This is a genomic window from Sphingobacterium sp. Mn56C (assembly GCF_049319645.1).
In the GTDB taxonomy this organism is placed as follows: domain Bacteria; phylum Bacteroidota; class Bacteroidia; order Sphingobacteriales; family Sphingobacteriaceae; genus Sphingobacterium.
The window spans coordinates 454,255-467,274 of sequence record NZ_JBMOUC010000002.1; the positions used below are offsets into that span (position 1 = coordinate 454,255).

Annotated in this window: 12 protein-coding genes and 1 tRNA gene; 7 read left to right on the forward strand and 6 right to left on the reverse strand. The window is 38.7% G+C overall.

The genetic code is table 11. The features are described from left to right. The first annotated feature begins 725 nt into the window (after positions 1–725). Genes uvrA through ACL9RF_RS09370 form a run of 3 tightly spaced genes read left to right on the forward strand, consistent with a single transcriptional unit; the run spans position 726 to position 5,686 of the window. On the forward strand, positions 726–3,530 hold the full coding sequence (gene uvrA / locus ACL9RF_RS09360) for an excinuclease ABC subunit UvrA (protein WP_422800350.1): 2,805 nt from the start codon (positions 726–728) through the stop codon (positions 3,528–3,530). Positions 3,531–3,560: 30 nt separating this feature from the next. After that, positions 3,561–5,204, forward strand: coding sequence for an alkaline phosphatase PafA (pafA, locus tag ACL9RF_RS09365; RefSeq protein WP_422800351.1), 1,644 nt, complete (start codon positions 3,561–3,563; stop codon positions 5,202–5,204). A 47-nt stretch (positions 5,205–5,251) separates the two neighbouring features. Continuing rightward, positions 5,252–5,686 carry an RrF2 family transcriptional regulator gene (locus ACL9RF_RS09370; RefSeq protein ID WP_422800352.1) on the forward strand — a complete coding sequence of 145 codons (435 nt, stop codon included), beginning with the start codon at positions 5,252–5,254 and terminating at the stop codon, positions 5,684–5,686. 75 nt (positions 5,687–5,761) lie between these two features. Here the strand turns inward: ACL9RF_RS09370 and ACL9RF_RS09375 are convergent, their stop codons facing one another. The 5 genes from ACL9RF_RS09375 to ACL9RF_RS09395 all read right to left on the reverse strand — a co-directional run bounded on the left by ACL9RF_RS09375 (position 5,762) and on the right by ACL9RF_RS09395 (position 10,612). Then, on the reverse strand, positions 5,762–7,315 hold the full coding sequence (locus tag ACL9RF_RS09375; RefSeq protein WP_422800353.1) for an Rne/Rng family ribonuclease: 1,554 nt from the start codon (positions 7,313–7,315) through the stop codon (positions 5,762–5,764). A gap of 299 nt (positions 7,316–7,614) precedes the next feature. Continuing rightward, complete coding sequence (locus tag ACL9RF_RS09380; protein WP_422800354.1) at positions 7,615–8,457, reverse strand: tetratricopeptide repeat protein; 843 nt, start codon at positions 8,455–8,457, stop codon at positions 7,615–7,617. Positions 8,458–8,471: 14 nt separating this feature from the next. Next, positions 8,472–8,765: an HU family DNA-binding protein gene (locus ACL9RF_RS09385; RefSeq protein WP_079645487.1), complete on the reverse strand. Its 294-nt coding sequence runs from the start codon at positions 8,763–8,765 to the stop codon at positions 8,472–8,474. A gap of 553 nt (positions 8,766–9,318) precedes the next feature. After that, a complete protein-coding gene (locus tag ACL9RF_RS09390) occupies positions 9,319–9,786 on the reverse strand; it encodes a hypothetical protein (protein WP_422800355.1) in 468 nt (155 codons plus the stop codon). 196 nt (positions 9,787–9,982) lie between these two features. Beyond that, a complete protein-coding gene (locus ACL9RF_RS09395; protein ID WP_422800356.1) occupies positions 9,983–10,612 on the reverse strand; it encodes a hypothetical protein in 630 nt (209 codons plus the stop codon). 178 nt (positions 10,613–10,790) lie between these two features. On the opposite strand from ACL9RF_RS09395, the gene ACL9RF_RS09400 reads away from it, so the two are divergent. Further along, on the forward strand, positions 10,791–11,204 hold the full coding sequence (locus tag ACL9RF_RS09400) for a hypothetical protein (protein ID WP_422800357.1): 414 nt from the start codon (positions 10,791–10,793) through the stop codon (positions 11,202–11,204). 84 nt (positions 11,205–11,288) lie between these two features. Here ACL9RF_RS09400 and ACL9RF_RS09405 read toward each other — a convergent pair. Further along, positions 11,289–11,360, reverse strand: a tRNA-Arg gene (locus ACL9RF_RS09405). A 188-nt stretch (positions 11,361–11,548) separates the two neighbouring features. Between ACL9RF_RS09405 and ACL9RF_RS09410 the strand changes: the two genes are divergently transcribed. The 3 genes from ACL9RF_RS09410 to ACL9RF_RS09420 are packed head-to-tail and all read left to right on the forward strand — an operon-like array spanning position 11,549 to position 12,794. After that, entirely contained in the window at positions 11,549–12,181 is a 633-nt protein-coding gene (locus tag ACL9RF_RS09410) for a peroxiredoxin (protein WP_422800358.1), read from the forward strand. A 60-nt stretch (positions 12,182–12,241) separates the two neighbouring features. After that, complete coding sequence (locus ACL9RF_RS09415) at positions 12,242–12,556, forward strand: thioredoxin family protein (RefSeq protein WP_422800359.1); 315 nt, start codon at positions 12,242–12,244, stop codon at positions 12,554–12,556. After that, the gene (locus ACL9RF_RS09420; protein WP_422800360.1) at positions 12,537–12,794 is read left to right on the forward strand and encodes a DUF6952 family protein; all 258 of its coding nucleotides are present in this window, start codon (positions 12,537–12,539) and stop codon (positions 12,792–12,794) included. The genes ACL9RF_RS09415 and ACL9RF_RS09420 overlap by 20 nt, the downstream gene beginning before the upstream one ends. Positions 12,795–13,020: the final 226 nt, after the last annotated feature.

The following is a 13,020-nucleotide window of genomic DNA, read 5'->3' on the forward strand; positions in this document are numbered from 1 at the left end:
TAATTAGTTCGTTTAATTCTTGTCTTAGGTTAATTTAGGTAATTCTCACTAGTTAATAATTGATAGTTAACTATACCTTAATTACTGTATTGCAATTATTAATCAATAAGATAAAACAATGTGAGTACACAGGAGGTCTCCTTAAGAAGGAAGCCTTCTTAAGACACTGGAATAAAAATACATACATAATGGTGTAATTAGTTAGTTAATTCTTTGGTTAATCTAATTGTTGTGTGTTGTGTTGTTTGTTTGCTGCAGGCGTTGATATATATATCAACTCCATTAAAAAATGGAATCCTAGGTTTATAGGTTAATTTTTTTTCATGGTTCTCCTTTCTTTTTTTATGCTATAAATGCAAGCATATATAAACGCCATTACATTCAGGATCTGAATAAAATTAATACGTGGTTGGGCTAATAAATATTGGTTGTAATTCTAACACTAACAGGCAACTAAACCGTGTTAGCAATTATGAAGATATAAAAAAAAATATAATAAATACTATATTTTTTTTTGTCCCTTGGATTTAGGTATGCAGCCCCATTCATAAGCGGTATCCTTTTGGAAAAGACAAGGTCTATTTCCGTACAACAGCCTTTCGTTTATAGAATACCTAGAGTATACATCTTTCGGTAAAAAAGAATGGCTACAAATAGCATCATTTTTAACATAAATTTAAAACCTTGAAAAATGAATGACATAATAAATGCTTAATTTTGCAGTTATGCAAAAGAAATCTGAAGACGATTTAAAATCCTACATTCAAATCAAAGGCGCTCGGGTCAACAATCTGAAAAACATAGATGTTAACCTGCCAACGAACAAGCTTATTGTAATAACAGGGATGTCGGGTTCCGGCAAGTCGTCCTTGGCCTTCGACACCTTATATGCCGAAGGTCAGCGCCGTTATGTCGAGAGTTTATCTTCGTATGCCCGTCAGTTTATGGGGCGTATGAATAAACCCGAGGTAGACTATATCAAAGGAATTGCACCAGCCATCGCGATCGAACAAAAAGTCATTACCAGCAACCCGCGTTCTACCGTTGGTACCTCGACAGAGATTTATGATTATCTAAAGCTTCTTTTCGCACGCATTGGAAAGACCTATTCTCCAATTTCAGGCCATATCGTTACTAAAGACTCGGTATCGTCTATTGTAGATCGTGTATTAAACTACCCTATCGATACGACATTAACACTATTAAGTCCGCTACAGCCAATAAACGGCCGAAAACTTAAGGAGGAGTTGTCTTTACTTTTGCAAAAAGGATTTGTACGTGTTAATTTCCACGACAGTATACAAAAGATTGAGTCTTTATTGGAGGATAAAACTGTTGCCAATAAAAATTTTAAAGCCGGAGAACTTGAAATCGTTATCGACAGGATACGCCTGGATGGTGAAGAAGATACGGCAACACGTATTGCCGACTCGATACAAACCGCTTATTTCGAAGGAAAAAGTGAATGTTTTGTGGTCATTAACGATAAACGTCTCCATTTCTCGGAAAAATTTGAATTAGATGGCATTACTTTCGAGGAGCCCTCTCCAAATTTCTTCAGTTTCAACAACCCATTTGGGGCTTGTCGCAAATGTGAAGGTTACGGAAAAGTAATCGGTATAGACCCTGACCTTGTTATACCCGACAAAAGTAAATCGGTTTATGAAGGGGCAATAGCTCCCTGGAGGGGCGAAAAAATGGGGGTTTGGTTAGAGGCCTTAGTGCACTCGTCCCTAAAATTTGACTTCCCCATTCACCGTGCCTATAGCGATTTGACCGAGGCACAACAGCAATTGTTGTGGACCGGAAACAAGTACTTTAAAGGCTTAAACGATTTTTTCGTTGAGCTGGAAGAACAAACCTATAAGATCCAGTATCGGGTGATGTTGTCTCGCTACCGCGGTAAAACAGATTGCCCGGAATGTAAAGGCAGTCGCTTGCGTAAGGATGCTGCATATGTTAAGATTAATGGGAAGTCTATTATCGATTTAGTATTATTACCAATCGATCAGGCATTGGCATTCTTCCAGCAGCTTTCTTTAACGGAGAATGAAAGTATTATTGCAAAACGTCTGCTATTAGAAATAACCAATCGTATTCAGTTTTTATGTGATGTAGGTTTGAGTTATCTTACCTTAAACCGCTTAAGCAATACCTTATCCGGTGGTGAGTCACAGCGCATCAACTTGGCAACCTCTTTAGGTAGTTCGTTGGTGGGTTCGATTTATGTGTTGGACGAGCCTAGCATCGGCTTGCACCCACGGGATACACAGCGCTTAATTGGTGTATTAAAATCACTGCGTGACATCGGTAATACCGTTATTGTGGTAGAGCACGAACAGGAGATGATGGAAGCTGCAGACTACTTGATAGATATTGGCCCGGAGGCTGGCATACATGGTGGCGAGCTGGTTTTTGCGGGGACCTACGATGAGATTATTAAAGATGAAAAATCCATTACCGGAAAATATTTAGGCGGCACACTGGAAATTGAGGTGCCGCAGCAGCGCCGTAAATGGAAGGAATACATTACCTTAAAGGGCGCACGCGAGAATAATTTACATGGGGTAACGGTAGATTTTCCATTGCATGTTTTTACCGTGGTAACAGGAGTTTCTGGATCAGGAAAAACATCCTTGGTAAAACGTATTCTTTATCCTGCATTACAGAAGTTTCTAGGAAATTACAACGGTGAACAAACGGGGCAGTTTGATGGTATTGAAGGGGATATGGAGCGTATTGAGCAGGTTGAAATGGTCGATCAAAACCCTATTGGAAGGTCGTCGCGTTCAAACCCTGTTACTTATGTAAAAGCATGGGACGAGATTCGTGCTTTATACGCCAATCTCCCGGCTGCCAAAGCCGGTGGATTAAAACCCGCCGCATTTTCTTTTAATGTGGAAGGTGGCCGCTGTGATATCTGCCAAGGAGATGGTGAGGTAAAAATAGAAATGCAATTTATGGCCGACATTGTTTTACCCTGTGAAGCATGTGGCGGCAAACGTTTTAAACAACATGTACTGGATGTACAGTACAAGGAGAAATCTGTTGCCGATATTTTAGATTTATCGGTAGATGAGGCCTTATTATTTTTTGCCGACCAACCCAAAGTGTTGGCAAAACTACAACCCCTACAGGATGTAGGTCTGGGTTATGTGAAACTTGGACAATCTTCAAGCACCCTTTCGGGTGGTGAGGCACAGCGCATTAAACTAGCGTCTTTTTTAATCAAGGGAAATAATCAGAAGAAAACCTTATTTATCTTCGACGAACCTACAACAGGTTTGCATTTTAACGATATCCGAAAACTGCTGAAATCTTTTGAGGCCTTAATAAATTTGGGCAACAGTATTTTGGTCATCGAGCATAATATGGATATGATTAAATCTGCCGATTGGGTTATCGATATAGGCCCTGAGGGGGGTGAGAAAGGTGGTAAAGTGGTTGTTACGGGCACTCCAGAGGAGGTTGCTGCTTGTAAAGAAAGTTTTACGGGACATTTTTTAAGCAGTCACCTCGAAAAAAAGTAGTTTTAGCGCATAATTAGCATAATTTATAATATGAAAAAACACTTTCTGTACTCTTTAGCCCTGGCACTTTTGTTGGGAAACCAGGCTATGGCACAAGTTGAAAGGCCCAAATTGGTAGTAGGCATGATGGTAGACCAAATGCGTTGGGATTACTTATACCGCTTTGCTGACCGTTATGGAAATGATGGGTTTAAACGTCTCCTGAAAGAGGGCTTCTCCTGCGAGAATACCATCATTAATTACATTCCTACCTATACCGCTATCGGGCACAGCTCGGTTTATACAGGTTCCGTGCCATCGATTCATGGTATTGCAGGCAACGATTGGATCGTTCAGGCTACAGGCCAGGAAATGTATTGTACGGAAGACGAAAATGTAGAAGGTGTTGGTACCACAGAAAAAGAAGGTAAACAATCGCCACGAAATTTATTGACTTCGACGGTTACCGATCAGTTGAAATTGGGCACCAATTTTAAATCTAAAGTTATCGGTATCGCTATTAAAGACCGGGGTGGCATTCTTCCTGCAGGTCACTTTGCAGATGCTGCTTACTGGTTTGAAGGTAAATCTGGGGATTGGATTTCCAGTACTTTTTACATGCAAAATCTGCCAGAATGGGTGCAGCAGTTTAACCGTCAAAAACTGGCCGACAAGTACCTAAAACAAGATTGGAATACTTTGTATCCTATTGAAACCTATACCAACAGTATTGCCGACGACAATATTTATGAGGGTAAATGGCAGGGAGAGGAATCACCGACATTCCCAAGAAAAACCTCCCTGTTGATGAAAGATATTGGTTATGAACTTATAAAAACTACGCCGCAGGGCAATACGTTGACGTTGGATTTTGCCAAAGCGGCTATAGCGCATGAAAAATTAGGTAAAAACCCGAGTAATAACACCGACTTTTTATGTGTTAGCCTTTCTTCGACAGATTATGTAGGACACCGATACTCGCTTTCTGCTGTTGAAATTGAAGATACTTACCTGCGTTTGGATAAAGATATTGCCGATTTCTTGGCTTATTTGGATAAAACTGTGGGCAAAGGAAACTATACGTTCTTTCTTACTGCAGACCACGCAGCATCTTATAACCCTTTATATTATACCGACCAGCGTGGTAATGGCGGTTACTTATTCACCCGCGAAATTCAACGTAGCCTAAACACGGAGCTGAAAGAGAAATATGGTTCCGGAAAAATTGTGCGTAGTTTAGCGAATTATCAGGTGCATTTAAACTATCAAGAAATAGATTCTTTAAAACTTGATATCGACGCCGTTAAAAAAACTATCATCAGAAATTTGAAGGCTACGGATGGCATTGCCTATGTCGTAGATATGGAGGGGGGTGAGAATATGTTTCTTCCAGCTCCGATTCGTGAAAAAATTATAAATGGTTATAACCGCAAAAACTCGGGCGCAATACAAATTATTGCCGAGCCGCAATGGTATGCAGGTACACCACGATCTACAGGAACAACCCACGGCGTATGGTCGGCCTACGACTCGCATATCCCATTGGTATTTATGGGCTGGGGTATCAAACCCGGGGTAAGCAACCGAGAGGTACATATTGTCGATATTGCACCTACAATCTCCGCATTATTGCATATTATGGAACCGAACGGAAACATTGGAAAACCTATCCCTGAGGTTCTTGGGCAACGATAGTGAATTCAATTTATATTTCGTATTTTTGACATTACAATATAAGAAATATGCTTTCTAAGAAAACGAAATATGCTATTAAGGCGCTAATGGTACTTGGCAGAAACTATGGCCAAGAGCCTATGCAGATTGTAAAGATTGCCGAAGAAGAACGTATCCCAAAGAAGTTTTTAGAACAGATTCTTTTGGAGATGCGAAATGCAGGCATGTTATACTCTAAAAAAGGTGCTGGTGGTGGTTATAGCTTAAACAAAGCACCTGAAGACATCTTCTTGTCGCAGGTAATGCGTCTTATTGATGGCCCTATTGCTTTGTTGCCTTGTGTAAGTCTTAACTTCTATAGATCTTGCGACGAATGTAATGAAGAACATGCTTGTGGTATTCGCGATACGTTTGTGGATGTGCGCAATGCCATGTTGCAGATTTTGAACGACACAAGTATTGCTAACCTCATCAATAAAGAGAAAGAATTGAGCTTAGACTAAGCCATCATTTTTGAGATTTTTTTAGTAGTATTAGGTATAAAATAAAAGCCTGCGCATGTTGCGCAGGCTTTTATTTTATAATTTAATCTCTTCATCTTTGGCGTTGAAGAAATGAAATTCTGTTAAATGGTAAGATGGAACAGGCTTTACCTTTATCCACTTGCCATATTTAAAAAACCATTTTACTCGTTTTGACAACAAACCCGACTTAATGTAGGCGTCGATATAGGGATGCACACATAAGGAGATTCCCTTTTCGTTTTGTTCCTCCAGAATAAAACTTAAATTACTTTCAATATCATCTAACAATACAATGCTAGATCTAATTTCTCCCGTACCATCACAAGTCGGACATTTCTCGGATGTCACTACACTCATCTCTGGACGCACACGCTGACGTGTGATTTGTACCAAGCCAAATTTACTTGGCGGAAGAATAGTATGTCGCGCTCGGTCTTCGCCCATACATTCTTTTAAATACGTATACAGCTCTTTTCTGTTCTGAGGTTTGTGCATATCGATAAAGTCGATTACAACTATACCCCCCATATCACGTAAACGCAATTGTCGTGCAATTTCTCGCGCCGCTTCTTTGTTTACTAAGAGTGCATTATCTTCTTGATTTTCCTTACTCGCAATACGGTTGCCACTATTAACATCGATAACGTGCAATGCCTCGGTATGTTCTATTACCAGGTATGCACCTCCCTGTAGGTTAACCGTCTTACCGAAAGACGCCTTTATCTGCTTTTCAACACCAAAATGATCAAATATAGGCTCTTTGTGTTTATAGAGCTTTACAATTTTCTCCAGTTCTGGCGATATCTCCTGCACATACGCTTTTGTCTCTTCGTATATAACAGGGTCATTTACATGTATATGAGTGAACTCGTCTGTCAATATATCGCGCAAAATAGTAGATGCTCTATCCATTTCACCCAATACTTTCTGTGGCGGTTCAGCATTTTTAAGGCGCTTGGTAAATAGCTCCCATTTAGCAATTAAGTCTAGCAGGTCTTTCTGGAGTTCATCAACTCCCTTACCTTCAGAAACTGTACGAATTATTACGCCAAAGTTTGCAGGTTTTATACTCTCTACAATCTTTTTAAGGCGTGTACGTTCTGCGCTACCTTTAATTTTTTTGGAAATGGAAACCGAACTTGAAAAAGGAACCAACACCACAAAGCGTCCTGCAATAGAAAGATCCGAGCTTAATCGCGGGCCTTTGGTGGATATAGGTTCTTTAGCAATCTGTACTGGCAGAAGGACATTCCGGCTTAAAACCTCAGAAATCTTTCCTGCTTTATCGATGTCTTTTTCAAGCTTTAAACTATTGAGCAGACTCTCTTGATGGCTGCCATTTTTTACTACACGTGTAAGCTTAAGTAAGGATTGTACCTGTGGTCCTAAATCGAGGTAATGTAAGAAGGCGTCTTTATCGTAACCTACATCTACGAAAGCTGCATTCAAACCAGGCATAATTTTTTTTATTCTGCCAAGATAAATATCCCCTACAGAAAAATTATTACCTACCTGTTCTTTATTTAGTTCAACAAGCTGCTTATCTTGTAGTAAAGCAATAGTTACCCCATTCTCAGGGGTAGAATCGATAATTAATTCCTTTACCAACAGCTACAAAATTAGGGGATAATCGTGATGCCTCGCGCATCAGCCTACCTTATCCCTATGAAACATAAAAACCTTGTTTAATGAAAAAAATACAATCTATGGAAAAATAAATATTTTCCATAGATTGTATTATGCCTTTTGGGTAAAAAACCCCTTTAGCCTATCCACAAGAACTATTTTTTCTTGTGTCTATTTTTTCTTAAACGTTTTTTACGTTTGTGAGTAGCCATTTTGTGTCTTTTTCTTTTTTTTCCGCTTGGCATAGCTTTAATGTTTTTAAAATGAATAAATTTTGTTAATTATTTTTTGCTCAACCCTTCAATCTGACGATCGATGTATTGAGATAAAGTCGGATCTGCAGCCATTTCTTTGCTTTTTTTGTATGCAGCAATGGCTTCATTGTTCTGACCGATTTTTTCATAACCTGTTGCCAAATAAAAGTAAGCTTCGGCATCTGGCTTAACTTCAACAACAGTTTTAAAGCGATCAATAGCTTTATCGTACTGTTGTGATTGTAAAGAGAATAGACCTAAGGTTTTATTTGCTTCAACATTCTTTGGATCTGCTGCCACTACCTCGCGTAATAGGGCAATACCCGACATTGGATTGTTAGATCCTGTAACCAAGGCAGCGCCTAAACCCGTTTTCGCAGCTAAGCTATTGCCGTCCAACGCAATAGCCTTTTCATACGTTTCAATAGCCTTTGTATTTAATACGGATGCCATTGCTGTGTCTTGCAAATTGGTATAACCAGCACGAAAAGCATCCCCCGCTTTCAACCAGTATTCCAGCTTCGGAGAAATGTTTGCCATTTCTTCATAAATGAAACCCTGAGGAATAGGTTTTGCCACATCGTCCCACTTGGCTGCCAACTGCTGTAATAAAGTAACTTTAGCTTCGCCCTCGGCTTTTGCCACCTGTGCCTCTATTGCCGAAATATCCTGTGCTAAAGAAGCGTTAACACCCTGCTTAGCCATGGCGGATACAGATTCTAAATTATATTTAGACGAAGAAGAACTTTCTGCCGTAGCTGAAGTTTCCCCCTTGTTTTTGTCTACCAAACCTTTAATAGGCTGCGCCAACAGTGCACCCATTAAAACGATAACTAAACCTACGACAAGTATTTGCTTGGTATTAACCATAAGGCGAAATTAAATTATTTTTTTACTTTATTGCCATTTTTAACTTTTTCTACAAAAACTTTTGCAGGTTTAAAGCTAGGCACGAAGTGCTCAGGGATAATAATAGCTGTATTTTTCGAAATGTTACGCGCTGTTTTTTCCGCTCTTTTCTTCACTACAAAGCTTCCGAACCCTCTAACATACACATTTTCTCCTTCTATCATTGCATTTTTTACAACTTTGAAGAACGCCTCTACTGTTTCTTGAACATCAACCTTCTCTAAACCAGTCTTGTTAGAGATCTCTGCAATAATTTCTGCTTTAGTCATATCTAATTACTCTTAATATAATTTCTCCTCAACCATATATTTGGGGTTGCAAAATTATTGTTTTTAAATGAAGTTTAAAAATATTTTAACGCATTTGTTAAACATATTTTTTTCATTTTCAAACAATTAGCTTTGCATAAATTTTAGCAGACCCAAAACAGGAGGCAAATTTAGCATTATTTTGCTGATTTTCAAAGAATTAATAGCATTAAACCAAAAAGCTGACCCACAAACGACTTATAAAAGAACCTGAAGTAATAAGGCTATGACAATTGATTTTTAATGCCCTAAAGCGCATCTTAAACCGTTTTCGCCTCCATGGAGTAATGGCTTTGCGGACTAAAAGAAGCGATGTAGCGCTTCATTTTAGCGCGCCGCCTTCGAGATAATTATTTCTTACCGAACACCCTTGTCCGCATCCAATGCCCTCACAGCAGCGCAAACATAAGCAGCGCAACCTATAAATTAGGGCTAGAATGATGTGTAATAACAAAGCAACCGCCCGCAAATAACAGCGCCGGGGAAAAACTAGATTTTTTGGAGACGAAAAGGACTATTTAAAATGAAAATTAAGCGGCACACTTAAGCCTACGGAAAAATTAAAGCCTTTTATAGGTTCCAAATTTTTCTTCTGCTGCAGCTCAAAACCATAACCAGCAGCAATTTCTAGAATATTAAAGATCCCAATCCCTACCTTAGGAGTAAGGGTATAGGGTGTCACCTCCGCCTTTAGCGATGGCCATAGTAGCATAGGCTTGTAGTAGTAGGTCAGAGCAAGCTCTGGGATAACATGGGTTTTACGATTTTGCCAAGTCCAGTTTACACCCCCGTTTAGCGCGAGAAAATCCGTACTGTTCACTTCAGTAAGCGCATAAAACGAGGTTTTTAAGAAACTCGTCTTTTGGTATTGATAGCCGATGGATGGACCATATATAAAGCTCAGCTTATCCGAGTTTTTATGCTGCCCAAAGGCAGTGATCATTAAAAAAATTAAACTTATTGTGCAGCATATCTTTTTCATATCAGGCAATTTTAATACGATTTTAACCTGTAACAGGTTCGTTTTACGCATCCTAACACCACAAAATCTATACCTAAAAGAAGAAATTATAACCTTTCCACAAAACCTTACAAAAAAAGGACTATTACAGCCTCCATGTAATAAGCAGCTATAAAAAAAGAGCACTTTTGGTAGTGCTCCTTTGCGGTGTATTTTTTTACGATTCTACAACCAGCAGCAGAATAGTTTTTCCTTCTTTATTTTTATAAACTTCGATTGCGCTAAGCTCTAAATCGACCAAATCATGGCCATAGATTCCATATTTGCCGTCGGTATGATTACGGTTTGTTAAGCCAGTGCGTTGATCAATAGGTACCGTTTTGGTTGTGGCAGTCTCCTCTTCTATACGGTATATTTCGTGGTAATGTTTGCTAATTTCCTCTATCAAGCTCTTTCGGGTAAACCCTGTTTCGCTTGAAAGCTCTAGAATTGCTGGGGTATTTAGCGGGTAATCGACTACTAGCGTTACTTTCTTATCGCTTATAACTACCTCATCAGGATCTTTTAATTGGGCGATTTCTTTCTGCGGATGAGCAATACTGATCCATGGTATATTGCCATCAACGAAGTCTTTTTGCTGCTCTGCATTAGCCTTTAAATTTATCTTTATCTCCGACAGCAGGTCTCCCAAACTATCGTAAATGGCATCCTTCGGTGCAGGTTCCTGAACCACGACACTATCCTCTATCTCATTATCTACAACTACAGCTTTAGGCTGTGGATTGCAAGCCAAAAACAACATCACAAGTAAACCTAGCAGAAAGCTATTAAATCTTATGTAATACATTCTCTCCTTCTATATATTAAATATAAATACAGCATTACAGCTGCAACGGGGCTAAATTACTAAAAAAGATATTGCAAATAATATTAGTAAATCAAAAAACAATGCGTCTTTACGGTTTACCGTATTTATTACATTACAAAAAATAGTACTTTTAATACAATAAATACGTTTATTACCTATGTCGACAGCAACAAACTCTTGGAACCCTGACGTCCTCTTCTCAAAACACTTTGAAATTGAAAGGCTTATCAACGAAACTATAACTTCTACCTATGCCTGGGAGAAAGCTGGAGAACCACAAGAAGGGAAAGAAACAATACATGCAGCAATTATAATTAAAAGCAACTTTACGCGAATAATTGATATTTACTTTGACCTTGTTGCCATACATAATTGTCGTAATATAAAAATGAAAAATGCCATTTTGCCTCCTCCTTACCCCTCGGAAATTGATATGCAAATGGCAATAATGGGTATATTAGACTTTGCGGAAGCTATAGAGGATGTAAACCCATCTTTTAAAGGACAACTGATTGAACCGAAGGCTTTGGAAAGACTTTTCGACGGTCGGCAATACCCCTATGCGGAGTAGCTAAACATCTCAGGCTTTTAATGCCTATCTATAAAATCAATAACGGCCAAAATCCTTAAGATTTCGACCGTTTTATGATTCATGTAGCCCCGAGCAGAATCGAACTGCTATCAAATGTTTAGGAAACATCTATTCTATCCGTTGAACTACGGGGCCATCCTAAGCACAAATGTATTATTCTGACTGCAGCTTACCAAAACTTCTTTTATAAAACAGCTTGCATATAGATATGCACTATAGCAGGTAGCAATATTATATAGATTTTGTAGATATGTCATAGGTAAATTTGATGTTTAATTAACAATAATAAACGTACATTTGTATCACACAAAAAGAAAGATATTATGAGCTTTACAGGCAAAAAATTTCCAAACATTACCGTTAATGCTATTGACCATTTAGGCGACTACATTGCTTTAAATGTATTCGAAAAAGCACAACAAGAGAACAAAAAAGTTTTATTGTTTTGGTACCCTAAAGACTTTACTTTCGTATGTCCTACAGAGTTACACGCGTTTCAAGAGGCTCTTCCTGAGTTCGAAAAACGTAACACTATTGTAATTGGTGCTTCTGTAGACTCTAATGAGGTACACTTTGCGTGGTTGAATACAGCAAAAGAAAATGGGGGTATCGAAGGTGTAGAATACCCTATTATTGCAGACACAAACCGTAACTTATCTAGCGTGTTAGGCATCTTGGATATCCAAGAAGTGGAACACCCTGAATATGGTACATTGGTTGAAGGTGAAGCGGTAACGTACCGTGCAACTTACCTTATCGATGAAACGGGTCGTGTATTCCACGAATCGGTAAACGATATGCCATTGGGCCGTAACGTTAAAGAATATATCCGCTTGATAGACGCATACACACACGTACAACAGCACGGTGAGGTATGTCCGGCAAACTGGGAAGAAGGAAAAGAAGCTATGAATGCAACACGCGATGGTGTAGCTTCATACCTATCGATGAACTAATATTTTTTTACACCTTACGCAGAGGCGGAATCCTTCCGCCTCTTTCAAAAAAACAATACTATGTTACAAGAATTAGAAAGCGACACCTTGCAGGAGGTTGTTAGCAACAACGATACCGTATTAGTACAATTTTCAGCTTCGTGGTGCGGAAATTGCCGCATTATGAAACCAAAATTCAAAAAATTAGCTGGCGAAAATGAAAATGTTTCTTTTGTACTTGTAGACGCCGAGAAATTTCCGGAGTCTAGAAAATTGGCGAATGTAAACAACCTGCCAACTTTTGCTGCCTTTAAAGATGGCAAATTGGTGAATCAGGTTCAAACGAATAAGATTGATGGATTAATAGATTTATTAAATGAAGTTACCAGTAATTAAACACTTAACCGACTTTATTGAGCAGAATGATGCTGATTTTGTATTGGAAACCATTGAAACTTTGGAAGCATTGACGGAAGTTCCCTCTTTAAAAGATGAAGAGCTAGATGTTATTGGTGAATTGATTTCAAATATGTACGGTGCAATTGAAGTGAATGCGCTGATTAAATCGGGAACACCGAAAAAAGAAGCATTAAATGTATTTATGCAACGTGTGCTTGGCTCTATAGATAAATAGTGGTTTCTGCAGACCTTAGCAATGTGCAGAACTGAAAAAATGTGGAAAATTATTTTGCAGCAATATAGTCTTAATTACCTGTATTAATAGTATTTTTACTAAAGTTGAATGTTACACTTTAATTCAGCTGTGTTTGAAAAAAGTTATACGAAGTAAATAGCCGAACCAAGCCCAGTTTTAAGACTAAAAGATTTTTAATTGTTGATAAGGAAGCTGCCCCGAAATG

Bases quoted from the DNA above. Each gene is read 5' to 3' on its own strand.
- ACL9RF_RS09380 (WP_422800354.1), bottom strand. From the start codon at position 8,457: ATGGTTAATACCAAGCAAATACTTGTCGTAGGTTTAGTTATCGTTTTA.
- ACL9RF_RS09410 (WP_422800358.1), top strand. From the start codon at position 11,549: ATGAGCTTTACAGGCAAAAAATTTCCAAACATTACCGTTAATGCTATT.
- ACL9RF_RS09420 (WP_422800360.1), top strand. From the start codon at position 12,537: ATGAAGTTACCAGTAATTAAACACTTAACCGACTTTATTGAGCAGAAT.
- pafA (WP_422800351.1), top strand. From the start codon at position 3,561: ATGAAAAAACACTTTCTGTACTCTTTAGCCCTGGCACTTTTGTTGGGA.
- ACL9RF_RS09390 (WP_422800355.1), bottom strand. From the start codon at position 9,786: ATGAAAAAGATATGCTGCACAATAAGTTTAATTTTTTTAATGATCACT.
- ACL9RF_RS09400 (WP_422800357.1), top strand. From the start codon at position 10,791: ATGTCGACAGCAACAAACTCTTGGAACCCTGACGTCCTCTTCTCAAAA.
- ACL9RF_RS09385 (WP_079645487.1), bottom strand. From the start codon at position 8,765: ATGACTAAAGCAGAAATTATTGCAGAGATCTCTAACAAGACTGGTTTA.
- ACL9RF_RS09395 (WP_422800356.1), bottom strand. From the start codon at position 10,612: ATGTATTACATAAGATTTAATAGCTTTCTGCTAGGTTTACTTGTGATG.
- ACL9RF_RS09370 (WP_422800352.1), top strand. From the start codon at position 5,252: ATGCTTTCTAAGAAAACGAAATATGCTATTAAGGCGCTAATGGTACTT.
- ACL9RF_RS09415 (WP_422800359.1), top strand. From the start codon at position 12,242: ATGTTACAAGAATTAGAAAGCGACACCTTGCAGGAGGTTGTTAGCAAC.
- uvrA (WP_422800350.1), top strand. From the start codon at position 726: ATGCAAAAGAAATCTGAAGACGATTTAAAATCCTACATTCAAATCAAA.